The following is a 24,636-nucleotide window of genomic DNA, read 5'->3' on the forward strand; positions in this document are numbered from 1 at the left end:
GCCACTGCGCAGGGAAGGCCGGGATGCTCCGGTTGCCCTGTTACCCGCTATGCATGAAGCACACGCAATCTGCTCTTCGCATGGCGGTCCATGGGAGCCAACCGGCTCCCGGCCTTCCCTGCGCCCTCTTTCAAAAGAGGGTGAAGCGATGAGCAAAGCTCGGGCGAGATGCGCCGCGAGGACGAAAACCTATGTCAGCCACCGAACAAGGCTCTCGTGCCCCGGACGCGCTGCAACGCCTTTCGCGTTGCTGCGCAGAGCCGGGGCCCATGTTACAGCGCGTGCCGCGGCCTGCTGGGTCCCGGCTCTGCGCAGCAGCGTAAGAACGCTGCAGCGCGTCCGGGACACGAGAGGGGAGACCGTCGTCACCGCGCCCGCATCGGGCTCAGTCTCCCTGAATCCATTCGGCGACGCCACGCCAGAGCGTGTCGCGGTGCTCGGGACGGAAGAAGCCGAAATGGCCTATTCCCTTGGCCCCGACGTCGGACGGTGTGACGTTGACCACCTCCGGCTTGATCGCGGTGAACCCGCTCGCGAGCAGCTCGACCGCCGGCCGCGTCGCCCAGGGATCATCTGAGAAGCACAGCGCCCGCAGCTCGCCCTTGAATTTCGCAAAATTCTCCAGCGCCGGCAGCTTGGAATCGAAGAGATAACGGGGGCTCGAGACCCACTCGGCCCATTGCAGGAAGACGCCCTTGGGCAAATCCTCGCCGACGCCGGCCCAGCCCGGGGCATAGCCGAGCGTGTGGGCGAGCGGTACGCCGATCAGGTTCATGAAGGCGAAGACGCGGTATTTCTCCGGCGAGGTCATCAGCCGCCACGTCGCGGCCTGCGAGGCCACGAAGGCTGCGCGCGAGATTTCGCTGTTGTTCGCGATCAGCCCCAGCGCCTGACCGCCGAAGGAATGGCCGACATAGGCCAGCGGCAGGGTGTTGTACCGCTCCCGCATCCAGCTGACCGCGGCGGTGACGTCGAGCGCGGCCCAATCCGACATCGAGGCCTTGAAGCCGACCAGCGATTTCGGCTGGTTGTAGCCGACCATCGCCGGCAGCCGGGAATCGCCGATGCCGCGATAGTCGTAAGTGAGCACCGCGCAGCCGCGATGGGCGAGGTAGGAGGCAAAGCCCCGATAAATCTTGCGCGGGACGGCGGTCGCCGAATTGATCAGGACGGCATGGCGTTTGGTGCCGCGCGGCAGGAACAGGGTGCCGGTCAGGGCATACCCGTCGGTCGCCGGGAAGTTGATCTCGTCGATGAAAACGTCGTCCAGTGCCGCGTCCATGGGCGCAAGGTATCCTGCCAGTTGCCTCGCCCTCCCAGCAAATGCGAATTTGGCTTTCCCCGCAAGGGTTTGCAGGACCAAATGGATTTACAACTGGCGGGGCGGGGCCAGCCTGTGTATAAGGCGGCCCTCGCAACCCACAGATCAGGTTGTGCTTTTTGCTTCACGGAGAGATTGCGATGTCCGAGCGGTGGACGCCCGAGTCCTGGCGCAGCAAGCCGGTGCTACAGGTGCCCGACTATCCCGACGCCAAGGCCCTGGCCGACGTGGAGGCGCAGCTTGCGACCTTTCCGCCGCTGGTGTTCGCGGGCGAAGCGCGCAATCTGAAGAAGGCGCTGGGGCGCGTTGCGGCCGGCGAGGCCTTCCTGCTCCAGGGCGGCGACTGCGCCGAGAGCTTTGCCGAGCACGGCGCCAACAACATCCGCGATTTCTTCCGCGTGCTGCTGCAGATGGCGGTGGTGCTGACCTACGCCGGCGCGGTGCCGGTGGTGAAGGTCGGCCGCGTCGCCGGCCAGTTTGCAAAGCCGCGGTCGTCGCCGACCGAGAAGCTCAATGGCGTCGAGCTGCCGAGCTATCGTGGCGACATCGTCAACGACATCGCCTTCACCAAGGAAGCGCGCGTGCCGGATCCGCAGCGCCAGCTGATGGCCTATCGCCAGTCCGCGGCGACGCTGAACCTGCTCCGCGCCTTCGCGACCGGCGGCTACGCCAATCTCGGCAGCGTGCATCAGTGGATGCTCGGCTTCCTCAAGGATTCACCGCAGTCCCGCCGCTACAAGGAGCTGGCCGACCGCATCTCGGATGCGCTCAACTTCATGCGCGCCTGCGGTCTCGATCTCGAAGCCCATCCCGAGCTGCGCGCCACCGATTTCTACACCAGCCACGAGGCGCTGCTGCTCGGCTACGAGCAGGCGATGACCCGCGTCGATTCCACCACCGGCGACTGGTACGCGACCTCGGGCCACATGATCTGGATCGGGGATCGCACCCGCCAGCTCGATCACGGCCATATCGAATATTTCCGCGGCATCAAGAACCCGATCGGGCTGAAATGCGGCCCGTCGCTCAAATCCGACGAGCTCTTGAAGCTGATCGACGTGCTCAATCCCGACAACGAGCCGGGCCGGTTGACGCTGATCGGCCGCTTCGGCTCGGACAAGGTCGGCGAGCATCTGCCGAACATGATCCGCGCCGTGAAGCGCGAGGGCAAAGTGGTGGTTTGGTCGTGCGACCCCATGCACGGCAACACCATCACCTCGACCTCAGGCTACAAGACGCGCCCGTTCGACCGGGTTCTGTCTGAGGTGAAGTCTTTCTTCACGATCCATGCCGCCGAAGGCACCCATGCCGGCGGCGTGCATCTGGAGATGACCGGGCAGGACGTCACCGAGTGTATCGGCGGCGCCCGCGCGATCACGGACGAGGACCTCAACGACCGCTATCACACGGTCTGCGATCCCCGCCTCAATGCCGAGCAATCCATCGACATGGCTTTCCTGATCGCCGAGCTCCTTAAGCAGGAACGCGCCGGCAAGGCCACGCCGATGCCGGCCGCAGCGGGGCTCTAGGATCTTGCTGCGGATCTGGAAGGCCACGATCAATTCCCGTAACGGTCTGGCCTTTGCGTTCCGATCGGAGCAGGCCGTCCGCGAGGAGATTTTTGCGCTCCTCGCCTCGCTGCCGCTGGCCTGGTTGATCGGCGCGACCGCGATGCGCGCGGTCGAGCTGGTCTGTTCGGTTGCGTTCGTGCTGACCGTCGAGCTGCTCAACACCGCGATCGAAAAGCTTGCCGACCGGCTGACGATGGATCACGACAAGCAGATCGGGCGGGTCAAGGACATGGGCTCGGCCGCCGTCGGCGTCGCGCTGCTGATGGCCGGCGCGTTCTGGATCATTGCCATCATCGAGCGACTGGGATTTATCTGATCGGAGCGCGGTGGCTATGACCGAACGTCTCAAAGCATTCGCGGTCACGCTCGCCCAGCTCAATCCGACCCTGGGCGACATCGAGGGCAATGCCGCGAAGGCGCGCGATGCGCGCGCGAGGGCCATCGCCGACGGCGCCGATCTCGTGCTGTTTCCGGAATTGTTCATCGCCGGCTATCCGCCGGAAGACCTCGTGCAGAAGCCGGCCTTCCAGGCGGCCTGCCGCGCCGCGATCGAGGCACTGGCCCGAGAGACCGCCGATGGCGGGCCGGCCATGCTGGTCGGCACGCCCTGGGTCGAGGACGGCAAGCTCTACAATGCCTGCGCGCTGCTCGACGGCGGCCGCATCGCTGGCTTGCGTTTCAAATGCAATCTGCCGAATTACGGCGTGTTCGACGAGAAGCGGCTGTTTGCGCGCGGCCCGGCGGCGGGCCCCGTGACCGTGCGTGGCGTGCGCATCGGCGTACCCATCTGCGAGGACATCTGGCTGGAAGAGTCCGAGGATTACGAGAACGTGGTCGAGACGCTGGCCGAGACCGGCGCCGAGATCATCCTGGTGCCGAACGGCTCGCCTTACGCCCGCGACAAGAGCGACGTGCGCCTGTCGGTCGCGGTGGCGCGCGTCACCGAAAGCGCGCTGCCGCTGGTCTATCTCAACCAGGTGTGCGGCCAGGACGAACTGGTGTTCGACGGCGCGTCCTTCGCGCTCAACGGCGATCTTTCGCTTGCTGCGCAATTGCCGGCGTTCGAGGAGAGCATCGTCACGCTGCGCTTTGCGAGAAATGGCGACGACTGGCGCTGCACGGGCCCGATCGCCGAGCAACCCGGGGGCGACAAGGCCGATTACGCCGCCTGCGTGCTGGGCCTGCGCGACTACGTCACCAAGAACGGTTTTCCCGGCGTGCTGCTCGGCATTTCCGGCGGTATCGACTCGGCCCTCTGTGCGGCGATCGCGGTCGATGCGCTCGGCGCCGATCAGGTGCATGGCGTGATGCTGCCGTATCGCTATACCGCAGCACACTCGATCGCCGATGCGGGCGAGCTCGCCGGCCATCTCGGCATCCGCTACGAGGTGCTGCCGATCGCGGAGGCTGTGACCGGGTTCGAGACCATCCTCTCGGGCCTCTTCAAGAATCTGCCGCCCGATATCACCGAGGAGAACCTCCAGGCTCGCAGCCGCGGCACGCTCTTGATGGCGATCTCCAACAAGACCGGGTTGATGGTGGTGACGACAGGCAACAAGTCGGAAATGTCGGTCGGCTACGCCACGCTCTATGGCGACATGAACGGCGGCTTCAACCCGATCAAGGATATCTACAAGACCCAGGTGTTTCGGCTGGCAAGCCTGCGCAACGGCTGGAAGCCCGATGGCGCGCTCGGGCCGGCGGGCGAGGTGATCCCGCCCGACATCATCACGCGGCCGCCGAGCGCGGAGCTGCGCGAGAACCAGACCGATCAGGATTCGCTGCCGCCCTATGAGGTGCTCGATGCCATCCTGGAGCGTCTTGTCGAGCGCGAGCAGCCGCTGGATCAGATCATCGCGGCCGGTTTCGATCGCGAAACGGTCACCCGCATCGACCATCTGCTCAACGTCGCCGAATACAAGCGCCGCCAGGCCGCGCCCGGCGTGAAGGTGACGCCGAGGAATTTCGGCCGCGACCGCCGCTATCCCATCACCAACCGCTTTCGCGACAAGGGGGAGGGGCTGCCCGCCGTCGACGAGACGCTGGTCTCGCGCGGCAGCAAGGCGTCGATCGACGCGTTCGAGGGGTGAAGCTTTCGGTGTGAGGACGATAGCGCCCCATGGTTCGCTGTCATCATCCGCGAAGGCGGATGATCCAGTACTCCGCGGCGGATATTGAGACGACCGACTTCGGCCATAGCGCGTCAATAGGGATGGCCCCGCGCTGGTGTCGAGCAGGTGAGGCATGGCAGACGAGTTCATCCTAGATATTGAGGACCTCCGTGAGGTCGCTGCCTACGCGGCGGAAAATGCCGCGGACGTGCTGGAGATATTCGAGCAATCGTATCCCGCAGATTCCCGTCCGCGCGATGCGCTCGAAACCGCCCGGACGTTCGCAAGAGGAGGCAAGCGGGTGAAGGCCCTGCGCGATGCTGCCTGGGCCGCGCTGAAGGCAGCAAAGGAAGCCGAAAATGCAGCAGCCAGCCAAGCTGCGCGCGCCGCGATGTGTGCCTCATCCGCGGCCTATCTCCATCCCTTGGCTCGATCGACTCAGGTCAGGCACATTCTCGGCGCGCCCGCCCATGCAGCCCGGGCCACTGAACTTGCAGCGGGCGATGCTGCAGATGTTGGTGCCGACTATGTTGAGCGCGCCGTCCGGCGCGCGACGCCTGGGCTCGTCGAGGTTCTGCGCCGCTACCCGCTCGCACCGTCCGGTGGAGGACGGGTTGGCGAACTGCTGCGCGCAATAGATCGCAGGCTTCGCAGCGAGCTGGCGTAACCAGATGCCCACCTCGCAAAGTAATGGCGGTGAGAACTCAGATTGGCGCTATGACGGGGTTGCGAAAAACAGCACCCGCAGGAAGTGCGTGTATTCGGATTCGAGCACCATGATCGACACAAAGACCAATACCGCGATCGGCGGCAGCAGGATGGCATAGGCCAAGGCCAGTCGCTCCCAGGCCATGTGCATGAAGACGGCGACGATCAGGCCGGCCTTCAACACCATGAACAGCAGGATCAGCGACCACCTCAGGTAGCCATGCAGGCCAAAATAGTCGACGAGGTAGGAGCACGTGCTGAGGACGAACAACCAGCCCCAGACCACGAGGTAGAGCTTGATCGGGTGCTGTTGACCGCTGGCGTGAACGGCTCCCGTTGCGACTGCGCCATGCGCCGGAGCGTGAAGCTGTCCTTCCATGTGTACCGCCGCGTTTGTCATGCGCCGACCTCACCAAAGATAGAAGAATGCAAAGATGAATACCCACACGAGATCGACGAAGTGCCAGTACAGGCCCATGATCTCGACGATCTCGTAATATCCCTTGCGGCTGGTGAAGAAGCCGCGCCTCTCGACGTCGAAGTCGCCGCGCAAGACCTTCCGCGCAATGGCGATCAGGAAGATCACGCCGATGGTCACGTGGGTGCCGTGGAATCCGGTGATCATGAAGAAGCTCGCACCAAACTGCGGCGCGCCCCACGGATTGCCCCAGGGCCGGACGCCCTCCATGATCAGCTTGGTCCATTCGAAGGCCTGCATGCCGACGAAGGTTGCGCCGAACGCCGCCGTGGCCAGCATCAAGGCCGCGGTTCTGACGCGATCGCGGCGGTAGCCGAAATTGACGGCCATCGCCATCGTGCCGCTGCTGCTGATCAGGACAAAGGTCATGATTGCGATCAGAATCAGCGGAATGTGATTGCCGGCGATGTTGAGGGCGAAGACCTCGCTGGGATTGGGCCACGGCACGGTCGTCGACATGCGCGCCGTCATGTAGGAGAGCAAGAAGCAACTGAAGATGAAGGTGTCGCTGAGGAGGAAGATCCACATCATGGCCTTGCCCCAGGACACGTTCTTGAAGGCGCGCTGATCGGACGCCCAGTCGGCGGCGATGCCGCGCCAGCCTTCAAGCCGCGCAGTCGAATGGCCCGGATTTGTCAGCACGGTCTCTGCCATCTGGTCTCGCCTCCCTAGCTCAGCAATCGGCGACAGATGTTGACGAAATCGTCGGTCCAGCCCGTGAGAAGCCCGAGCAGAACAAGCCAGACCAGCAGCAGGAAGTGCCAGTAGATGGCGCACAGCTCCACGCTCAAGCGCATGTCGGCGATCCCGGCGCCACGCCACATCTTGGTCGAGGTTCGGCCCAAAGCCACCAGACCGCCCGTCAGATGCAGCCCGTGCACAGCGGTCAACAGGTAGAAGAAGGAGTTCGCCGGATTCGACGCCACGAAATATCCGGCCGCGCCGAGCTGTTGCCAGGCCAGAAGCTGTCCGCCGAGGAAGATCACGGCAGCTGCGCCGCCCGCGAGCAGGCCGATCATGACGCCTTCAGGGTCGTCTCGGCGCGCGGCCACGTAGGACCATTGCAGCGCGACGCTGCTCAGGATCAGGACGCCCGTGTTGAACCACAGCAGCCGCGGCACGGGCAGCGTCCGCCAGTCCGCCACGTCCATGCGCATCGAGTAGGCGCTGATGAAGAGGACGAACAATGCGCTCGCGACGGCGAGAAACACGCCAAGTCCGATCTTCGCTGCCGGCCAGGTCATGGCGTCGCCGCCGGGGAAGTCACCGGCCGGACCTTCCTCCAGCCAGGGCCGGGCCGTCAGCCGCTGCTGCGACAGCCACCATCCGGCGACGACCGCGATCACAGCCACGAACAGGAGGACGGCACTCACGAAGCAGCTCCTTGAAGGACGTGCGTCGCGCGCGGCGGCTGGTTCTGCGGAATGAAGTCCTCGTCCGCGCCGGGTACGCTGTAGTCATAAGCCCAGCGGTAGACGACCGGCAGCTCCTTGCCCCAGTTGCCGTGTCCGGGAGGCGTCTCCGGCGTCTGCCATTCCAGCGTCGTCGCCCGCCACGGATTGCCGCCTGAGGCCTCACCTTTGAACAGGCTCCAGGCAAGATTGAACAGGAACACCATCTGGCTGAAGCCGACGGTCAAGGCCACCACGGAGATGAAGGCGTTCAGTGAATGGGCCGAGGACGGGATGAACGACGTATCTCCGAGTTCGAAATACCGGCGCGGAACCCCGAGCAGCCCAAGATAGTGCATGGGGAAGAAGATCAGGTAGGCGCCGAGGAAAGTGACCCAGAAGTGAAACTTGCCGAGTGCGTCATTGTACATTCGCCCCGTGACCTTGGGGTACCAGTGATAGATCGCACCCAGCACGACCATGATCGGCGCTACGCCCATCACCATGTGGAAATGCGCGACTACGAACATGGTATCGGAGAGGGGCACGTCCACGACGACGTTGCCGAGGAAGAGGCCGGTGAGCCCGCCGTTCACGAAGGTGATGATGAAGCCGAGGGCGAACAGCATCGGCACCCTGAGATGAATGTCGCCGCGCCACAGGGTCAGCACCCAGTTATAGACCTTGATCGCGGTGGGGATGGCGATGATGAGCGTCGTGGTGGCGAAGAAGTACCCGAATTGCGGGAACATGCCGCTCACATACATGTGGTGCGCCCATACGACGAAGCTGAGCGCGCCGATGGCCACGATCGCCCAGACCATCATGCGGTAGCCGAAGATGTTCTTGCGCGCATGCGTGCTGATCAGATCGGAGACGATGCCGAAGGCGGGCAGGGCGACGATGTAGACTTCGGGGTGGCCGAAGAACCAGAACAGGTGCTGGAAGAGCAGCGGGCTGCCGCCGCCATATTTCGACTGCTGGCCCATCTCGACCAGGGACGGCATGAAGAAGCTGGTGCCCAACAGACGGTCGAGCAGCAGCATGACCGAGGCAACGAAGAGGGCAGGGAATGCCAAGAGCGCCATGACCGTCGCCGTGAAAATCCCCCACACCGTCAGGGGCAGGCGCATCAAGGTCATGCCGCGGGTGCGTGCCTGGAGCACCGTGACCACATAATTCAACCCGCCCATCGTGAAGCCGATGATGAACAGGATCAGGGACGACATCATGAGAATGATGCCCCAATCCTGCCCGGGCGTTCCGGAGAGGATTGCTTGCGGCGGGTACAGCGTCCAGCCGGCGCCGGTGGGGCCGCCGGGCACGAAGAATGTCGAGGCCAGCACCAGCACTGCGAGCAGATAGACCCAGTAGCTCAACATGTTCACATAAGGGAAGACCATGTCCCGGGCGCCGACCATCAGCGGAATCAGGTAGTTGCCGAAGCCGCCGAGGAACAACGCGGTGAGCAGGTAGATCACCATTATCATGCCGTGCATGGTGATGAACTGGAGGTACTGGTTGGCATCGATGAAGGAGAACGTGCCGGGGAATCCCAGCTGCAGTCGCATCAGCCACGACAGCACCAGGGCCACCAGCCCGATGGCCGAGGCCGTCAGCGAGTACTGAATGGCGATCACCTTGGCGTCCTGCGAGAAGACATACCGTGTCCACCAGCTCCTCGGATGATAGAGCTCGACATCAGGTACTTCGGCAGGCGGCGTGCCAGCGATCCCTTCATATGGAATATCGACCATAGAAAACCTCCTCGGTCGTTTCCATCGGGGGCGACGAGTTGGTCTCACGCACCCGATTCATCTTCGCGGCGGCGCCTTGCTACTTGCCGCCGGATTGATATCTCGCCTTCACGACGGTGTTTGCCGGCGACAATTCGGCAAACGTCTTCTGTTGCTCCAGCCAAGCGTGATATTCACGCTCTTCGTCGATGATGACCTTGGCCCGCATCTGATAGTGAGCCGCGCCACAAAGCTCCGCACAGAGAACGTCGAACGTTCCGGTTCGGATCGGCGTGATCCAGAAATAAGTCACCATGCCTGGAACCATGTCCATCTTGGCCCGGAATTCGGGCACGTAGAAATCGTGCAGGACATCAACCGAGCGGAGCAGAACCTTGACCGGCTTTCCCAGTTGAAGGTGCAGGTCGCCGTTCTCGATCACGACGTCGTCCTGCGCATGCGGATCGTCGCGATTGAGTCCCATCGGATTGTCGGAAGCGATGTTGCGGACATCGGATGTGCCGAGCCGCCCGTCCTTGCCCGGAAGGCGGAAGCTCCATTGCCATTGCTGGCCCATGACCTCGACCTCGGTGGCGTCCGCAGGCACGGTCACGAACTGATGCCAGACCACGAGGCCAGGCGCCAGCATGGCCGCGACACCGATTCCGGTCCCGACGCTCAGCCACCATTCGAGCTTTTTGTTCTCCGGATTGTAATCAGCCTGTCTTCCCTCCTTGTGGTGAAAGCGGAAGACGCAATAGGCCATGAAGGCGATGACGGCGACGAAAACAAAGCCCGTGATCCAGAACGTGATGTTGATGGTGTGATCGATATAGGCCCAGTTCGTGGCAATCGGCGTCCACCACCAGGGGCTGTAGATGTGAAACAGCACCGAGCCGATCGCGACCAGAAGCAGTATCAGTGCGACAGCCATCCTGATCCATCCTTGCCATCGAAGGCTACGGATACGAATCCAGGGCGGAGCTCATGTCTGTCGCGATGGCTGGCCTTTCTCGGTTGGCACTTATGCCATCGCCGGCCTCTTGCCTCGCCCATTCCACTGGCCGCGAAATCAAGAGAATGTTCGCGACCATCAACTCTAAGGGCGTCTGCGTCTAAAATGATACCTGCCTAACCCGGCGTCAATAGCGCAATGTAGGTGCCCCGACGTGGGGTGATTGCGGTGCTGGCAAGCCGACAGAGCATCAGGCGCGCATGTTGGGTCTGGGTGATGCAACGCACAAATCCGTGCTAGTGCACAATTCACTCAACCGTGAGTGCAGCCTTGCGCCGCAAGCGCTAAACTTTGCGAGGCAGGTCGCGACGGGTTCCGTCCGGCCAGGCTCGTTCGCTGAACCTGGGTTGCCGTACTCGCCCCATCGCGTTTCCTGCTCGTCAGGCGGACACGCGTGGCTGGAAAGCGCGTGTTATCGAAACCGCGATTTTCAGCACGGGAGGTCCGTTCATGGCCACTCTGTACTCCCACGACATCATCAGGCGGCACGTATTCGGCGAAGCGGCCTCCTATCCCATTCGCAAGATCACCCTGTCCGATCTGACCGAGGCCCTGCGCCTGGGTTGGGAGGATTTCCAGGCGATGCCGAGTCACGCGATCGTCGTGTGCGTGATTTATCCCGTTCTCGGTCTCGTCCTGTTCAGGATGGTTCTCGGCTATTCGGTGCTGCCGCTACTATTTCCACTGGCCGCCGGCTTTGCCTTGATTGGCCCGTTTGCCGCGATCGGTCTCTACGAACTCAGCCGGCGTCGTGAGCGCGGCGAGGAGGTCGATGCATGGGATGCGGTCAAGGTGCTGCGCGCACCGTCTTTCGGGGCCATGGTCGAACTCGGTGTGCTCCTGCTGGTCCTGTTCGGGGCCTGGATCGGTGTCGCGAACGCAATCTATGTCTCAATCTTCGGTCATGCGGCGGCCGCAAGCATTCCCGACTTCGCAACGCGCGTGCTGACGACACCGGAAGGCTGGTCGCTCATCATCGTCGGTTGCGGTGTCGGCTTCCTGTTTGCGGTTGTGGCTTTGTGCGTTAGCGTCGTGTCGTTTCCGTTGATGCTCGACCGGCATGCGACTGCGATCGACGCGATCCGCACCTCGCTCCGAGCAGTAGCGGCGAACCCGGTTGCGATGGCCGGATGGGGCCTCATCGTCGCGGCGCTGCTCGTGATCGGCTCGGTACCGCTCTTCGTCGGTCTCGCTGTCGTTCTGCCGGTGCTTGGCCATGCCACCTGGCACCTCTATCGGCGGGTGGTCGAGCCGAATCCGAATCCACCGGACGCGCCGCCGCCGCCCCCGAAGGGAAGGCGCTACGCAGCGGACTTTCCGGCCAATCTCTTCCCGTGGAGCCGCGAGGGTGAGTGAGACGGGCGATTGCGCCCCATTGATTGTTGTCATCATCCGCGAAAGCGGATGACCGACACGGAGTACTGGATGCCCCGCTTGCCGCCTACGCTGAAGCTTCGGCGAGCCAAGACCTCAAACCCCGGCGAAGCCTTGGCGTAGCCGGTCGCGGGGCATGACAGTTGAGCAAAAGGTGATTTACTTCTGCTGCTGCGGCAGGAAGGTCGGTCCGACCGAGCGGATCGGCTTGTTCTCTGAACTCGATGCTGCCGTGCCGGTATCCGCCGGCGGCGTCGCGGCCGGTGCATTCGCCGTCGTCGGAGCGGGAGCTGCGCCCTTCTTGGCATTCGCAGGCGTGCCCTTGTTGAGCCGCTGCTGCTGCATCTTCTTGGCGCTCTCCTCGGTGACGATGATATCGCCCTGCTGCTCGGCTGCCGCCTTGTCGTCGGCCGATTTCAATGCGTCCGCCCAGGTCTGTCCCGCAGCCTTGCAGGAGCAGGATGGGTTGAACTCGCTGCGGAATTTGAAAGCGGTCGGCAGCGCCGTGTAGGGCTGGCCACTGACCGAGACCGCGGAGTTCATGTCCTCGCCGGGATTGCGATGGGTGTAGAGCACGGCTTCCGCGGCCGGGCAGAGCGCCTTGCAGGTCTTCTCGTCGTCGGGGAAGCGCGCCGGCACCGTCGCAAACGAGACCGGGAAATAGGCGCCGTCGCAGGTGCGCACGCACACGGTGCGATAGGTGCCGGATTGCGGGCCGAGATCGGAGGGCGGCACGCTTTGCGGATTGCCCGCGTTGTTGCCGCCGAACAGATTGCTGAGGAAGTTGCCGCCGCCTTGCGACTGCACGGCGTTGGCATATTGCGGGCCGCAATTGTTCTGCGCCAGCGCAACCAGCACCGAGCGGCGCTGACTGTCGCGTTCCGCGCTGAAGCCGCCGCCACCGCCGCGCAAACGCTCGAGATTGCCGGTGATCTGGTCCAGATTGGCGCGCATCTGCTGGATCTGGGTGTTGACCGGTCCGCATTGGGCCGACTGGCCATTGAACAGCGAGAAGAAGCCGGAGGAATCGCAGCCCATGCGCTTGGCCTGCATGGTGACGCGGTCGAGCTCGGCCTGCTGCTTGGCCTGGGAATCCTGGTAACGGCGGATCTGGTCTTCGCGCGCGGGGTCACCACCGCCGCCGCGGTCCAGCGCCGCGAGCTGGCCTTCCAACCGCACGCACATCGGATTGGGCCCAAGTCCGTTCTGGCCGGGTTGAGGCGGCGGTCCGGGCGGACCGGCCTGCGCGAAAGCGCCGGTGACGAGCACGGCCGTGCTCAAGAGCACGGTGCAGGCAAGAAGTAGGCGAGCACGAGAGAGGGACAAAAATTCAGGCATATCCGCCATTCTAGCGAGGTCATGGCCCAATGTGATCTGGGGGCCGAAGCGCGCCCTCCCAATAGCCGCTTCCTGCGGCATCGTCACGTCGTTTTGGGGACCAAAGACCGGGCCTAAGCTGCGCCAGCTCCGAGCGAATTCAGCGCTGGCAAGTGATTGCGACATATTCGTCGCAATGGCCATGGGAGCAGTTTGCGCCGGATTTGGGGACAGAGCCGGTAATTTCGTCGGGATCGACCCGGCGATAGCTTGATGCCTGGGCAAAATCTCGTGACTGGCAGTAGGTGCGGGCGACGGAGGCGCCGCATTTCTCGCCCTTGGCCAGGCACTGATCGACGCCGTAGCCGTCAGCCTGGTTGGCGATGATGAAGACGCGGGTCTCGGCGCCGGCACCGGATGCCGCGAGGATTGAGGCGCTGAAAATGAGCGCGAGCAAGGATCGCATGAAAATACCGGGAGGCAAAAAGGGAACAATCTGGTTCCAGAATGGGCTCAAATAGTTAAGGATCATGAACGATCCCGGCGGGCTGCGCGCTTTGCGGACATAAAACGGCATTTCCGCGGCTCCCTTGACGCGGGGCCGCCTCATAGCCCATATGTGGCCGCATGAACGGTCTCCTCGCCATTTGCGCCATTTGCCGCGAGATTATGAGCTAGCGATTCGCTGGCTGGAGCCGTCTTTTCTCAAAAACATTGAGAGCCCTGGACGCCCGGCCAACAGCCGACGGGTATCCATATGGAATTGCGCCTTTACGATACGCTGACGAAGGAAAAACGCATCTTCGCGCCGCTCGATGCGGAGAACGTCCGCATGTATGTCTGCGGGCCGACCGTCTATGACTTCGCCCATATCGGCAATGCGCGGCCGGTGATTGTGTTCGACGTGCTGTTTCGGCTGCTACGCCATCTCTATGGCGAGGCGCACGTCAAATATGTCCGCAACATCACCGACGTCGACGACAAGATCAACGACCGCGCCGCGCGCGACTTTCCGGGCCTGCCGCTGAACGAGGCGATCCGCAAGGTCACCGAGCAGACCGGCAAGCAGTTTCACGCCGACGTCGACGCGCTTCGAGCGCTTCGGCCGAGCGTCGAGCCGCGTGCGACCGAGCATATCGGCGAGATGCGCGAGATCATCGAGCGGCTGATCAAGGGCGGCTTTGCCTATGTCGCCGAGGACCACGTGCTGTTCTCGCCGCAGGCGATGAACGCAGCAAATTCCTCGTTGCCCCGCTACGGTGCGCTGTCGAAGCGATCGCTCGACGAGATGATCGCCGGCGCCCGCGTCGATGTCGCGCCTTACAAGCGCGATGCCACCGATTTCGTGCTGTGGAAGCCGTCCAAGCCGGGCGAGCCGTCCTGGCCGTCGCCGGCCGGCATCAAGGCCGAGGGGCGTCCGGGCTGGCACATCGAGTGCTCGGCCATGGCCTGGAAGCATCTCGGCGAGCATTTCGACATCCACGGCGGCGGTATTGATCTGGTGTTTCCGCATCACGAGAACGAGGTCGCGCAGACCTGCTGCGCCTTCCACCAGCAGCGCATGGCGAACTATTGGATGCACAACGGCTTCCTGCAGGTCGAGAGCGAGAAGATGTCGAAGAGCCTCGGCAACTTCATCACCATCCATGAGCTGCTCGCGGATTGGCCGGGCGAGGTGCTGCGCCTGAACATGCTCAAGACGCACTACCGTTCGCCGATCGACTGGACCATGAAGTCGCTGGAGGAGAGCGCCAAGACGCTCGACGACTGGTATCGCGTTGCCGCCGACGTCGCGCCCGGCGAGCCGGCTGCGTCCGTGGTCGAGCCGCTGCTCGACGATCTCAACACGCCGCTGGCGATCGCGGCGCTGCACAGCCTGCGTGGAGGTGACGTGGGCGCCCTCGCGGGCTCGTTGCGCCTGCTCGGCTTCTTGTCCGAGAGCGCGGCGCAGTGGGAAGGCCGCAAGCAGCAGGCGAGCGGCGTCGACGCCAAGGAGGTCGAGCGCCTGCTCGCAGAGCGAACGGCGGCCCGTAGCCGCAAGGACTTCAGGGAATCCGACCGCATTCGCGATCTGCTCGCTGCAATGGGCGTCGCGATCAAGGACTCCAAGGACGGCACCACCTGGGAGTTTTCGCGATGACCCGGCCCGACACGCCTTTTCCGCGGCACTGGCTCTATTACATCGCGCTGAAGATCGCGCTGCTCGCGGGTGCCGTGGCGCTGGTTCTCAAGCTTTATGGGATGTGGTGAGGACGATGGGACAGACTTTGCCAAAGCCCGGCCTGCGGCCGTTCCTGCCTGATGACGTGCCGGTGCTTGCCGCGATCTTCGCCGCCAGCATCGAGGAGCTGACCGGCGACGACTATAGCGAGGCGCAGCAGCAGGCCTGGATGGAGGCGGCGGACGGCGAAGAGTTCGGCAAGCACCTCGCGTCCGATCTGACGCTGATCGCGACGCTCGATGGCTCGCCGGTTGGTTTTGCCTCGCTGCGCGGCACCGATCACATTCGCATGCTCTATGTGCATCCGGCCGTCAGCGGGCAGGGCATCGCAACCCTGCTGGTCGACGCTTTGGAAAAGCTTGCCGGCGGCCGCGGCGCGCAAAACCTCTCGGTCGATGCCAGCGACACCGCGCAGGGCTTTTTCGCCAAGCGCGGCTACGTCGCCATGCAGCGTAACAGCATCACCATCAACGACGAGTGGCTCGCCAACACCACCATGAAGAAGACGCTCGGAGCGGGGCAATGAGCAAGGAGCGCCTTTATCTGTTCGACACCACGCTGCGCGACGGCGCGCAGACCAACGGCGTCGATTTCACGCTGACCGACAAGCAGGTCATCGCCGCGATGCTCGATGACCTCGGCATCGACTATGTCGAAGGCGGCTATCCCGGCGCCAATCCGCTCGACACCGAGTTCTTCGGCAGCAAGCCCAAGCTCGCTCATGCGCGCTTCACGGCGTTCGGCATGACGCGCCGGGCCGGGCGCTCGGTCTCGAACGATCCCGGCGTCGCCGGGCTTTTGGCAGCGAAGGCCGACGCGATCTGCTTCGTCGCGAAGGCATCCGCCTATCAGGTGCGCGTCGCGCTGGAGACGACGAAGGAGGAAAACCTCGCCTCGATCCGCGACAGCGTCGCGGCCGCGAAGGCCGCCGGTCGCGAGGTCATGCTCGACTGCGAGCATTTCTTCGACGGCTACAAGGAAGATGCGAGCTTCGCGCTCGCCTGCGCCAAGGCCGCCTTCGAGGCCGGCGCGCGCTGGGTGGTGCTGTGCGACACCAATGGCGGCACCATGCCGCACGAGGTCGAGGCCATTGTTACCGAAGTCACAAGGCACATCCCTGGCGACCATGTCGGCATCCACGCCCATAACGACACCGAGCAGGCGGTGGCCAATTCGCTCGCCGCGGTGCGTGCCGGCGCGCGGCAGATCCAGGGCACGCTGAACGGCCTTGGCGAGCGCTGCGGCAACGCCAATCTCTGCTCGCTGATCCCGACGCTGAAGCTGAAGCCGGAGTTTTCGGACGCCCTCGAGATCGGCGTCACGGCCGAGAAGCTGGCGACGCTTGTCAAGGTCTCGCGCACGCTCGACGACATGCTCAACCGGGTGCCGAACCGGCATGCGGCCTATGTCGGCGAGAGCGCCTTCGTCACCAAGACCGGCATCCATGCGTCCGCGGTGCTGAAGGACCCGCAGACCTACGAGCACGTGCTGCCGGAGACGGTCGGCAACCACCGCAAGGTCCTGGTCTCGGACCAGGCCGGACGTTCCAACGTCATCGCCGAGCTCGACCGCGCCGGCATTCCCTATGAGAAGAGCGATCCGAAGCTGACGCGCCTCGTCGAGGAATTGAAGGAGCGCGAGGCGGCCGGCTACGCCTATGAATCCGCCAACGCCTCGTTCGAACTGTTGGCGCGCCGCACGCTCGGCAAGGTACCGCATTATTTCGAGGTCGAGCAGTTCGACGTCAATGTCGAGCAACGCTACAATTCGCATGGCGAACGTGTCACCGTCGCTTTGGCCGTGGTGAAGGTCGACGTCGCCGGCGAGCATCTGATCTCGGCTGCCGAAGGCAACGGTCCCGTCAACGCCCTCGACGTTGCCCTGCGCAAGGACCTCGGCAAGTACCAGAAATACATCGAGGGGCTGAAGCTGATCGACTACCGCGTGCGTATCCTCAACGGCGGCACCGGCGCGGTCACGCGCGTCCTGATCGAGAGCGAGGACGAGAACGGCGACAGCTGGACCACCGTCGGCGTCTCCCCCAACATTATCGACGCTTCGTTCCAGGCGCTGATGGATTCGGTGATCTACAAGCTCGTGAAGTCGGGCGCGCCGGCGTAGGGTTTTGTCTCGTCATTCCGGGGCGATGCGGAGCATCGAACTATGGTGCGCAGTTGCGCACCTGAGAATCTCGAGATTCCGGGTTCACGCTCCGCGTGCCCCGGAATGACGGTGGGAGAGGGTAGCGCGACCAATGATCGATCACATCTCCGTCGGCGTCAGCGATCTCGACCGCGCCGCGAAATTCTACGAGGCAACGCTCGCCGCCCTCGGCCTTTCGCGCCTCGTCACGCGGCCGCGCACGATCGGTTTCGGCAAGGCCTATCCGGAATTCTGGATCAATCTACGCGAGGCCATGCCGCGCGTGGCGCCCGAAAGCGGCGTCCATACCTGCCTGCGGGCGAAGACGACAAGCGAGGTCGATGCGTTTCACGCCGCAGCGCTGTCCGCCGGCGGCGCCTCGGACGGTGCGCCCGGCATCCGGCCGCATGACCGCGTGCGCTACTACGCGGCCTTCGTCACCGACCCCGATGGTAACCGGATCGAGGCGGTGACGTTTCCGAGCGAGTAGGACGTCAGAGCTTGCGAGCGACTTCCGGGGCGAGCTTCTTCTCGGCCTCGTCAATCTGGGCTGCAGCCGCCTTCAGCTTCGGCAAGATGTCCTCGACCCGATCGGCCTTGAGGATGTCGACCGAGAGGCCGGCGCGGATGAACTCGGTCTGGCGCATGTGCGACAGCAGCGAGAACAGCGGCTCCCAGAAATTGTCGATGTTGGCGAGCAGCACCGGCTTGGCGTGACGGCCGAGCTGTTTCCAGGTCAATTGCTCGACCAGCTCTTCCAGCGTGCCGATGCCGCCGGGCAGCGCCACGAAGGCGTCGGAGCGTTCGAACATCAGGCGCTTGCGCTCGTGCATGTCGGGGGTGACGATCATCTCCTGCACGCGCGTCAGCGCGTTCTCGCGCATCCGCAGGAATTCCGGGATGATGCCGGTGACGGTGCCGCCGTGATCGAGCACGGAGGTCGCGACCGAGCCCATCAGGCCGAGCGAGCCGCCGCCATAGACGAGCCGAACGTTGTTCTCGGCGAGCGCCTTGCCGAACGCCTTGGCGCCTTCGGTGAAGCGGGGATTGGTTCCGGGGCCGGAGCCGCAATAGACACAGACGGTTTTGATAGTGCTCATTGGTGCCATGATGCATTGCAGCGAAGAGGCGTCAAGCCCAATCGGTGATTCGATACTCCCGGAAATCTACTGGTAAACGACGGCAAACAATCGAAGATTCGCCATCTGGCGGGGTGCGCTGACATCAGGAAGGCTCTATATGACGGGCGAAAATCGTTAATCGCAGCGGCGCCCGCATCCGGCGGGCTTTCAGGCGTTTTGATGGACCAACCTCAATCGTTCGACGGCGCCGACGTTCCCGATCCTCCTCCCGGCGGCGCACCGGAGCGGGCGACGCTGATGGGCACGCTGGCGCATCTGTGGCCCTATATCTGGCCGGGTGACCGCTTCGACCTGAAGATGCGCGTGGTGTGGTCGCTTGTGCTGCTGCTTGCTGCCAAGCTTATCACGCTGACGGTGCCGTTCAGCTTCAAATGGGCGACGGACGCGCTGACCGGCGCCAACACGGCGCCGGTGCAGGCGGACAATTGGCACCTCTGGGTGATCGCCTCGCCGCTGTTGCTGACCGTGAGCTACGGCGTGATGCGCATCTTGATGGCGCTGCTGACGCAATGGCGCGACGGCATCTTCGCGCGCGTGGCCATGCATGCGGTGCGCAAGCTCGCCACCATCACCTTCGTCCACATGCACGAGCTGTCATTGCGCTTTCACCTCGAGCGCAAGACCGGCGGTCTGACGCGCGTGCTCGAGCGCGGCCGCGAGGGCATCGAGGTCATCGTCCGCATGGTGATCTTGCAGCTGATCCCGACCATCGTCGAGGTCTCGCTGCTGATGGCGGTGCTGCTCTGGCAGTTCGACTGGCGCTACGTGGTCGCGACCCTGATCACGGTCACGCTCTACATGTACTACACCTACATCGCGACCGAGTGGCGCATCGGCATCCGCCGCAGGATGAACGATTCCGACACGGAGGCGAACACCAAGGCGATCGACTCGCTGCTCAACTACGAGACCGTGAAGTATTTCGGCGCCGAGGCCCGCGAGGCGCAGCGCTACGACAAGTCGGTCGCGCGCTACGAGGAGGCGAGCGTCCACACCTACACCTCGCTCGCGGTGCTCAACACCGGCCAGGCCGTGATCTTCACGCTGGGGCTGACCGCGACCATGCTGATGTGCGCGATCGGCGTGCGCAACGGCACCAACACGGTCGGTGATTTCGTGCTGGTCAACGCCATGATGATCCAGCTCTACCAGCCGCTGAACTTCATGGGCATGGTCTATCGCGAGATCAAGCAGGCGATCATCGACATCGAGAAGATGTTCGGCGTGATCGGCCGCGAGGCCGAGATCAAGGACGCGCCCGATGCAACGCCGCTGGTCATTTCCGCCGGCACCGTGCGCTTCGAGGACGTGCGCTTTGCCTATGAGCCGACCCGCCCGATCCTCAAGGGCATCAGCTTCGAGGTGCCGGCCGGCAAGACCGTCGCCATCGTCGGCCCGTCGGGCGCAGGCAAGTCGACCATCTCGCGCCTTCTGTTTCGCCTCTATGATGTCTCCGGCGGCAGGATCCTGATCGACGGCCAGGACATCCGCGCGGTGACCCAGGATTCGCTTCGTGCCTCGATCGGCATGGTGCCTCAGGACACCGTGCTGTTCAACGACACCATCCGCTACAACATCCGCTACGGTCGCTGGGACGCCGATGACGCTGAAGTCGAAGAGGCGGCGCAGCTGGCGCAGATCGACCATTTCATCCGCATGGCGCCGATGGGCTACGAGACCCAGGTCGGCGAGCGCGGGCTCAAACTGTCCGGCGGCGAGAAGCAGCGCGTCGCGATCGCGCGCACCGTCCTGAAGGCGCCGCCGATCCTGGTGCTGGACGAGGCGACCTCGGCGCTCGATACCCATACCGAGCACGAGATCCAGGGCGCGCTCGATCGCGTGGCGAAGAATCGCACCTCGTTGGTGATCGCGCACCGGCTTTCGACCATCGTCGGGGCCGACGAGATCATCGTGCTGGACCAGGGCCGCATTGCCGAGCGGGGGACCCATGGCCAGTTGCTCGCGCATGGCGGTCTCTATGCCAGCATGTGGAACAGGCAGCGTGAGGCCGAGGCGGCCCGCGAGAAACTGGCCAAGATGGCCGATACCAGCGAGGCCCCCAACCGGGAGCCGCCGCCGGTCGATGACGCCCTGACGGCGCCTGCGGCAGCGGAGTGACCTTGTCTCCGGTCCCAACTCTGGCCTAAACAGGCCCGCGCGACGATCCGTGCCATTAACCCCGAGCGGCAGATACCGATGTCCATTCTCGATTCGATCCAGCGTCAGATCCCGCCGATCCACAAGGAGGGCTATCCCTTCATTGGCGGCTTCGCGCTGGCAAGCCTCGTCCTGTTCTGGCTGTGGTCGCCTTTGGGGTGGATCGGCACGATCCTGACCGTGTGGTGTGCGCTGTTCTTCCGCGACCCCGTCCGTGTGACGCCGGTGCGCGAGGGGCTTGTGGTGTCGCCGGCCGACGGCCGCGTCTCGATGATCACCATGGCGCTGCCGCCGGCCGAGCTCGGGCTCGGCGACCGGCCGCTGCCGCGCATCTCGGTGTTCATGAGCGTGTTCAATTGCCACGTGAACCGCGCTCCCGTAGCGGGCAGGGTGGACCGCATCGCCTACCGCCCCGGTCTTTTCATCAATGCCGAGCTCGACAAGGCCAGCGAGGACAATGAGCGCAACTCGCTGGTCATCTCGACGGCGACGGCGCGGATCGGCGTGGTGCAGATCGCAGGGCTCGTCGCCAAGCGCATCGTCTGCTTCGTCAGGGAGGGTCAGGCGATCGGCGTCGGCGAGCGCTTCGGCCTGATCCGCTTCGGCTCCCGGCTCGATGTCTATCTGCCTGTGGGGACCAAGGCGCTGGTCTCGGAAGGGCAGACTGCGATCGCCGGCGAGACGATTTTGGCCGACCTTTCCGGAGACGACCCCAGCCGCGCCTTCCGCGCCAATTAACCAATAAGTCGGTCTGTGGGGGCCTTCCGCCGCAATGGCGGATGGAGACGCGGCTTGCTATATCTCGCCTTGAGGTGAGGACCCGCGATGACGCCCTATGACTTCAAATACCCCGATACGCGCCGCCGGCGGTTCCGCCCGATTCCGGTGCGGATGCTGGTGCCCAACGTCATCACGCTGCTGGCGATCTGTGCCGGCCTGACCTCGATCCGCCTGTCGATCGAAGGGCGGATGTCGCTCGCCGTCTACGCCATCGTGTTCGCGGCCGCGCTCGACGGTATCGACGGCCGCATCGCGCGCATGATCAAGGGCCAGTCCAAGTTCGGCGCCGAGCTCGACAGCCTCGCCGATTTCGTCAATTTCGGCGTCGCGCCCGGGCTCATGCTGTATTTCTGGCAGCTGCACGAGCTCGGCAATGCCGGCTGGATCGCCGCCATGGTGTTCGCGATTTCCGGCGGCCTGCGCCTGGCGCGCTTCAATGCCACCATGGACGATCCGAACAAGCCGGCCTTCGCTGCCAATTTCTTCACTGGCGTGCCGGCGCCGGCCGGCGCGATCACCGTGCTGCTGCCGATCTATGTTGCGTTCCTCGATCTCGGCCGCTGGCCCGCCGCGATGACGGCGGCCTATACGCTGCTGATCGCATTCCTGATGGTGTCGCGCCTGCCGGTGTTCTCCGGCAAGACCAAGCGCATGCGCGTGCCGCCGGAGCTGGTGCTGCCGGCGTTCGTCGCGGTGATCGTCTTCATCGCGCTGCTGATCGCCTATCCCTGGCACGTGCTATCGATTGGCACGGTGCTGTATCTTCTCGCTTTGCCGCTCGGCTACAAATCCTATCGCGACCAGGCCCGCGCGATGGACGCCACCGCGCCGTCGGGAGGCGAGGTCACCTCACCGCCGTCGGCGCCGACGCTGGCGAATTTGTCGGAGCCGTCCAACGACGACGACGACCGGCCCGGTCGGCTGCACTGAGCGGCCACACGCGGATATCTGCCATGAGGCCCTCCGAGTTGGGTTGAGACCTGATCTCGGCTATATCGCCCTGTGCCGGCGGCATCGCGCCAACAGCGACCGCCAATCTGGGAGAGAACGCCGTGACTGATAAAGCGACCGGGCCGCTGCCCGCTTCCGTCCTCGAAGCGCTGGGCCGCTACGACACGCCGACGATCTGCAATGCCATGGAGATCGTGGCGCCCGAGCGCCGGCTGATCGGCTACACCACCAAGCAACTGGTCTGCCCGTTCCCCGATCTGCCGCCGATCGTCGGCTATGCCCGTACGGTCGCGATCCGCTCGGTGCTGAAATCCTCGCTTCCGGCCGAAGAGCAGTCCAGGCGCCGCATCGAGTATTACGAATATGTCGGCACCGGCCATGGTCCGCGCATCTCGGTGATCCAGGACATCGATGGTCCCGACGTCGGCTTCGGCGCGTTCTGGGGCGAGGTGCAGAGCAACGTGCACAAGGCGCTCGGCTGTCTCGGCGTCATCACCGACGGCTCGATCCGCGACATCCCGCAATGGGCCCCTGGCTTCCAGGCGCTGGCCGGTTCGATCGGCCCGTCGCATGCCTGGGTGCATGCGGAGAGCTTTGGCGGCGAGGTTCGCGTTGCCGGCATGACCGTGAAGTCTGACGATCTGATCCACGCCGACCAGCATGGCGCCATCGTGATCCCGCTCGACATCGCAGCAAAGCTGCCGGAGGCCGCCGAACTCTGCGGCCGCCGCGAGACGCCGATCCTGGAGATCGCCCGCAGCCCCGACTTCTCGCTCGAGAAACTGAAGGCCGCGCTGAAGCGTTCGGCGGAGATTCACTGAGGGGTGATGGGGCGGCCTAAGGCCGCGACACCGGCCGCGGGCCGCCCTGTTCCGTCAGAAACAGGGCGGCCTGATCCGGCTCGCCGAACACTGCAGCGGCGCACCCGATCAGGGTGAAGCCACCTGCAAGGTCCCACAGCGTGATGTCCTCCGCATTGTCCGGAAGGTGGATCAAGCGCGCTGCGATCACCGCGAAGGCGGCCTCGGCAAAGAGCACGAGGCTGAAGGCCGGCAGAACGAGTTCCGGCTCGAGCAGGTGGAGCGCCAACACCGCAGGCAGCGCGGTGAGAAGACTGAACAGCGTCAACATTGCAAAATGGCTCCCGCGATGGAGCATGCTGCAGGGCCGTAGAATAGCAGTCATCCCTCGTTCCGCCCCCGTGGCGCAGGGCCGCAGCCGGAGGACACACGATGAAGATGAATGGCAAGACGATCCTGGTAACCGGCTCAACCGACGGCGTCGGCCGCTACGTCGCGCGCCGGCTGGCCGAAGACGGTGCAAGGGTCCTGATCCATGGCCGCGATGCGGCGCGTGCGAAGGTGTTTCGCGACGAGATCGCGAAAGCCGGCGGTGCCGCGCCGACCTTCTACCAGGCCGATCTGTCGTCGATGTCGGGTACGCGTGCGCTCGCCGAAGCGGTCATCCGCGATCATCAACGTCTCGACGTCCTCGTCAGTAATGCCGGCATCGGTTCGCAAAACGATGGGCCGCAGCGACAAGTCAGCGCCGACGGTCACGAACTGCGCTTTGCCGTGAACTACCTCTCCGGTTTCCTGCTGGCCCATCTGTTGCTGCCGCTGCTCAAGGCTGCGGCGCCGTCGCGGATCGTCAACGTCGCCTCCCTCGGTCAGCATCCGATCGATTTCGACGACGTCATGATCACGAAAGGCTACAGCGGTTCGCGTGCCTATGCACAGAGCAAGCTCTCCCAGATCATGTTCACCATCGATCTCGCGGACGAACTGAGAGGCGCGGGCATCACCGTGAACGCGCTGCATCCGGCGACCTACATGAACACCACGATGGTGCGCGTCGGCGGCGTCACGCCGATCTCGACGGTGGAGCAGGGCGGCGCGGCGATCCTGCGCCTTGTCGAGGGCGACGATGTCGCAGACAAGAGCGGGCTGTTCTTCAACGGCATGAACGAGGCGCGTGCCAATCCGCAGGCCTACGATGCAGTTGCCCGCAAGCGCCTGCGCGAACTGAGCCTGAAGCTGACGGGCCTGGCACGCTAGCGCGCCGCCATCATGGTTAGCAAAGTGTTGAAATTCGTGTCGGCCATCGGCAAAGCCGGCCTCATCCCGACGCGCTGCGCCGGTCTGGCGCGCCGGCTCAACTTAACCTTTACGCGGCTTTAAGGGCGGCACTCTAGGGTTTCCGATGCGGTTCGGGGTTGGGC

Annotated in this window: 24 protein-coding genes; 14 read left to right on the plus strand and 10 right to left on the minus strand. The window is 64.2% G+C overall.

Features of this window, described 5'->3' with window-relative positions; all coding sequences use genetic code 11:
* Positions 1 to 385 precede the first annotated feature (385 nt).
* A complete protein-coding gene (locus tag RAD04_RS27740; RefSeq protein WP_461626336.1) occupies positions 386 to 1,282 on the minus strand; it encodes an alpha/beta hydrolase family protein in 897 nt (298 codons plus the stop codon).
* Between the two features lie 179 nt (positions 1,283 to 1,461).
* Here RAD04_RS27740 and RAD04_RS27745 point away from each other — a divergent pair, with 179 nt between their 5' ends.
* From RAD04_RS27745 to RAD04_RS27760, 4 genes are all read left to right on the plus strand, one after another.
* Positions 1,462 to 2,850: a class II 3-deoxy-7-phosphoheptulonate synthase gene (locus RAD04_RS27745; protein ID WP_461626337.1), complete on the plus strand. Its 1,389-nt coding sequence runs from the start codon at positions 1,462 to 1,464 to the stop codon at positions 2,848 to 2,850.
* A 4-nt stretch (positions 2,851 to 2,854) separates the two neighbouring features.
* Complete coding sequence (locus RAD04_RS27750) at positions 2,855 to 3,208, plus strand: diacylglycerol kinase (protein WP_028145281.1); 354 nt, start codon at positions 2,855 to 2,857, stop codon at positions 3,206 to 3,208.
* A gap of 16 nt (positions 3,209 to 3,224) precedes the next feature.
* Positions 3,225 to 4,982, plus strand: a complete 1,758-nt coding sequence (locus RAD04_RS27755; protein WP_461626338.1) for an NAD+ synthase — start codon at positions 3,225 to 3,227, stop codon at positions 4,980 to 4,982.
* Positions 4,983 to 5,136: 154 nt separating this feature from the next.
* Positions 5,137 to 5,670 carry a putative immunity protein gene (locus RAD04_RS27760; RefSeq protein WP_104461659.1) on the plus strand — a complete coding sequence of 178 codons (534 nt, stop codon included), beginning with the start codon at positions 5,137 to 5,139 and terminating at the stop codon, positions 5,668 to 5,670.
* Between the two features lie 48 nt (positions 5,671 to 5,718).
* Here the strand turns inward: RAD04_RS27760 and RAD04_RS27765 are convergent, their stop codons facing one another.
* The 5 genes from RAD04_RS27765 to RAD04_RS27785 all read right to left on the minus strand — a co-directional run bounded on the left by RAD04_RS27765 (position 5,719) and on the right by RAD04_RS27785 (position 10,250).
* Positions 5,719 to 6,111, minus strand: a complete 393-nt coding sequence (locus tag RAD04_RS27765) for a cytochrome C oxidase subunit IV family protein (RefSeq protein WP_461618406.1) — start codon at positions 6,109 to 6,111, stop codon at positions 5,719 to 5,721.
* Positions 6,112 to 6,120: 9 nt separating this feature from the next.
* Entirely contained in the window at positions 6,121 to 6,843 is a 723-nt protein-coding gene (locus RAD04_RS27770; protein WP_091954023.1) for a heme-copper oxidase subunit III family protein, read from the minus strand.
* A 14-nt stretch (positions 6,844 to 6,857) separates the two neighbouring features.
* On the minus strand, positions 6,858 to 7,562 hold the full coding sequence (locus tag RAD04_RS27775; protein WP_461626339.1) for a cytochrome c oxidase subunit 3: 705 nt from the start codon (positions 7,560 to 7,562) through the stop codon (positions 6,858 to 6,860).
* A complete protein-coding gene (locus tag RAD04_RS27780) occupies positions 7,559 to 9,337 on the minus strand; it encodes a cbb3-type cytochrome c oxidase subunit I (protein WP_461626340.1) in 1,779 nt (592 codons plus the stop codon). The genes RAD04_RS27775 and RAD04_RS27780 overlap by 4 nt, the downstream gene beginning before the upstream one ends.
* Before the next feature lie 79 nt (positions 9,338 to 9,416).
* On the minus strand, positions 9,417 to 10,250 hold the full coding sequence (locus tag RAD04_RS27785; protein WP_461626341.1) for a cytochrome c oxidase subunit II: 834 nt from the start codon (positions 10,248 to 10,250) through the stop codon (positions 9,417 to 9,419).
* 531 nt (positions 10,251 to 10,781) lie between these two features.
* Here RAD04_RS27785 and RAD04_RS27790 point away from each other — a divergent pair.
* The gene (locus tag RAD04_RS27790) at positions 10,782 to 11,687 is read left to right on the plus strand and encodes a DUF2189 domain-containing protein (protein ID WP_461626342.1); all 906 of its coding nucleotides are present in this window, start codon (positions 10,782 to 10,784) and stop codon (positions 11,685 to 11,687) included.
* Between the two features lie 177 nt (positions 11,688 to 11,864).
* Here the strand turns inward: RAD04_RS27790 and RAD04_RS27795 are convergent, their stop codons facing one another.
* Positions 11,865 to 13,052, minus strand: coding sequence for a DUF2865 domain-containing protein (locus RAD04_RS27795; protein ID WP_461626343.1), 1,188 nt, complete (start codon positions 13,050 to 13,052; stop codon positions 11,865 to 11,867).
* A gap of 130 nt (positions 13,053 to 13,182) precedes the next feature.
* Positions 13,183 to 13,488, minus strand: a complete 306-nt coding sequence (locus RAD04_RS27800) for a hypothetical protein (RefSeq protein WP_177236915.1) — start codon at positions 13,486 to 13,488, stop codon at positions 13,183 to 13,185.
* A gap of 291 nt (positions 13,489 to 13,779) precedes the next feature.
* On the opposite strand from RAD04_RS27800, the gene cysS reads away from it, so the two are divergent.
* From cysS to RAD04_RS27820, 4 genes are all read left to right on the plus strand, one after another.
* Positions 13,780 to 15,162: a cysteine--tRNA ligase gene (gene cysS / locus RAD04_RS27805; protein WP_461626344.1), complete on the plus strand. Its 1,383-nt coding sequence runs from the start codon at positions 13,780 to 13,782 to the stop codon at positions 15,160 to 15,162.
* Positions 15,163 to 15,277: 115 nt separating this feature from the next.
* Positions 15,278 to 15,769 (plus strand): GNAT family N-acetyltransferase, encoded by a 492-nt coding sequence (locus tag RAD04_RS27810; RefSeq protein ID WP_461626345.1) that lies wholly within the window; start codon positions 15,278 to 15,280, stop codon positions 15,767 to 15,769.
* A complete protein-coding gene (gene cimA, locus RAD04_RS27815; protein ID WP_461626346.1) occupies positions 15,766 to 17,364 on the plus strand; it encodes a citramalate synthase in 1,599 nt (532 codons plus the stop codon). Before RAD04_RS27810 ends, cimA begins: the two co-directional genes overlap by 4 nt.
* Before the next feature lie 133 nt (positions 17,365 to 17,497).
* Complete coding sequence (locus RAD04_RS27820; RefSeq protein ID WP_461626347.1) at positions 17,498 to 17,875, plus strand: VOC family protein; 378 nt, start codon at positions 17,498 to 17,500, stop codon at positions 17,873 to 17,875.
* Positions 17,876 to 17,879: 4 nt separating this feature from the next.
* Here RAD04_RS27820 and RAD04_RS27825 read toward each other — a convergent pair whose 3' ends face one another.
* Positions 17,880 to 18,485, minus strand: a complete 606-nt coding sequence (locus RAD04_RS27825; RefSeq protein WP_461618395.1) for an LOG family protein — start codon at positions 18,483 to 18,485, stop codon at positions 17,880 to 17,882.
* A gap of 201 nt (positions 18,486 to 18,686) precedes the next feature.
* On the opposite strand from RAD04_RS27825, the gene RAD04_RS27830 reads away from it, so the two are divergent.
* The 4 genes from RAD04_RS27830 (at position 18,687) to RAD04_RS27845 (ending at position 23,236) form a co-directional block, all read left to right on the plus strand.
* Complete coding sequence (locus RAD04_RS27830) at positions 18,687 to 20,645, plus strand: ABCB family ABC transporter ATP-binding protein/permease (protein WP_461626348.1); 1,959 nt, start codon at positions 18,687 to 18,689, stop codon at positions 20,643 to 20,645.
* Positions 20,646 to 20,699: 54 nt separating this feature from the next.
* Positions 20,700 to 21,422, plus strand: coding sequence for a phosphatidylserine decarboxylase (locus tag RAD04_RS27835; RefSeq protein WP_461626502.1), 723 nt, complete (start codon positions 20,700 to 20,702; stop codon positions 21,420 to 21,422).
* Between the two features lie 87 nt (positions 21,423 to 21,509).
* Positions 21,510 to 22,394, plus strand: coding sequence for a CDP-alcohol phosphatidyltransferase family protein (locus tag RAD04_RS27840; protein WP_461626349.1), 885 nt, complete (start codon positions 21,510 to 21,512; stop codon positions 22,392 to 22,394).
* Positions 22,395 to 22,516: 122 nt separating this feature from the next.
* On the plus strand, positions 22,517 to 23,236 hold the full coding sequence (locus RAD04_RS27845; RefSeq protein ID WP_461626350.1) for an RraA family protein: 720 nt from the start codon (positions 22,517 to 22,519) through the stop codon (positions 23,234 to 23,236).
* A 16-nt stretch (positions 23,237 to 23,252) separates the two neighbouring features.
* Here the strand turns inward: RAD04_RS27845 and RAD04_RS27850 are convergent, their stop codons facing one another.
* Complete coding sequence (locus tag RAD04_RS27850) at positions 23,253 to 23,546, minus strand: hypothetical protein (RefSeq protein ID WP_461618393.1); 294 nt, start codon at positions 23,544 to 23,546, stop codon at positions 23,253 to 23,255.
* Positions 23,547 to 23,647: 101 nt separating this feature from the next.
* Between RAD04_RS27850 and RAD04_RS27855 the strand changes: the two genes are divergently transcribed.
* Entirely contained in the window at positions 23,648 to 24,472 is an 825-nt protein-coding gene (locus tag RAD04_RS27855) for an SDR family NAD(P)-dependent oxidoreductase (protein ID WP_461626351.1), read from the plus strand.
* Positions 24,473 to 24,636 lie beyond the last annotated feature (164 nt).

The sequence above is a fragment of the Bradyrhizobium sp. 25ACV genome (assembly GCF_054863005.1).

What these genes read in the sequence shown, in the direction of transcription:
- RAD04_RS27740 (WP_461626336.1), bottom strand. Translation starts at nt 1,282, where the DNA reads ATGGACGCGGCACTGGACGACGTTTTCATCGACGAGATCAACTTCCCG.
- RAD04_RS27745 (WP_461626337.1), top strand. Translation starts at nt 1,462, where the DNA reads ATGTCCGAGCGGTGGACGCCCGAGTCCTGGCGCAGCAAGCCGGTGCTA.
- RAD04_RS27755 (WP_461626338.1), top strand. Translation starts at nt 3,225, where the DNA reads ATGACCGAACGTCTCAAAGCATTCGCGGTCACGCTCGCCCAGCTCAAT.
- RAD04_RS27760 (WP_104461659.1), top strand. Translation starts at nt 5,137, where the DNA reads ATGGCAGACGAGTTCATCCTAGATATTGAGGACCTCCGTGAGGTCGCT.
- RAD04_RS27765 (WP_461618406.1), bottom strand. Translation starts at nt 6,111, where the DNA reads ATGACAAACGCGGCGGTACACATGGAAGGACAGCTTCACGCTCCGGCG.
- RAD04_RS27770 (WP_091954023.1), bottom strand. Translation starts at nt 6,843, where the DNA reads ATGGCAGAGACCGTGCTGACAAATCCGGGCCATTCGACTGCGCGGCTT.
- RAD04_RS27780 (WP_461626340.1), bottom strand. Translation starts at nt 9,337, where the DNA reads ATGGTCGATATTCCATATGAAGGGATCGCTGGCACGCCGCCTGCCGAA.
- RAD04_RS27785 (WP_461626341.1), bottom strand. Translation starts at nt 10,250, where the DNA reads ATGGCTGTCGCACTGATACTGCTTCTGGTCGCGATCGGCTCGGTGCTG.
- RAD04_RS27790 (WP_461626342.1), top strand. Translation starts at nt 10,782, where the DNA reads ATGGCCACTCTGTACTCCCACGACATCATCAGGCGGCACGTATTCGGC.
- RAD04_RS27795 (WP_461626343.1), bottom strand. Translation starts at nt 13,052, where the DNA reads ATGGCGGATATGCCTGAATTTTTGTCCCTCTCTCGTGCTCGCCTACTT.
- RAD04_RS27800 (WP_177236915.1), bottom strand. Translation starts at nt 13,488, where the DNA reads ATGCGATCCTTGCTCGCGCTCATTTTCAGCGCCTCAATCCTCGCGGCA.
- cysS (WP_461626344.1), top strand. Translation starts at nt 13,780, where the DNA reads ATGGAATTGCGCCTTTACGATACGCTGACGAAGGAAAAACGCATCTTC.
- RAD04_RS27810 (WP_461626345.1), top strand. Translation starts at nt 15,278, where the DNA reads ATGGGACAGACTTTGCCAAAGCCCGGCCTGCGGCCGTTCCTGCCTGAT.
- cimA (WP_461626346.1), top strand. Translation starts at nt 15,766, where the DNA reads ATGAGCAAGGAGCGCCTTTATCTGTTCGACACCACGCTGCGCGACGGC.
- RAD04_RS27820 (WP_461626347.1), top strand. Translation starts at nt 17,498, where the DNA reads ATGATCGATCACATCTCCGTCGGCGTCAGCGATCTCGACCGCGCCGCG.
- RAD04_RS27825 (WP_461618395.1), bottom strand. Translation starts at nt 18,485, where the DNA reads ATGAGCACTATCAAAACCGTCTGTGTCTATTGCGGCTCCGGCCCCGGA.
- RAD04_RS27830 (WP_461626348.1), top strand. Translation starts at nt 18,687, where the DNA reads ATGGACCAACCTCAATCGTTCGACGGCGCCGACGTTCCCGATCCTCCT.
- RAD04_RS27840 (WP_461626349.1), top strand. Translation starts at nt 21,510, where the DNA reads ATGACGCCCTATGACTTCAAATACCCCGATACGCGCCGCCGGCGGTTC.
- RAD04_RS27850 (WP_461618393.1), bottom strand. Translation starts at nt 23,546, where the DNA reads ATGTTGACGCTGTTCAGTCTTCTCACCGCGCTGCCTGCGGTGTTGGCG.
- RAD04_RS27855 (WP_461626351.1), top strand. Translation starts at nt 23,648, where the DNA reads ATGAAGATGAATGGCAAGACGATCCTGGTAACCGGCTCAACCGACGGC.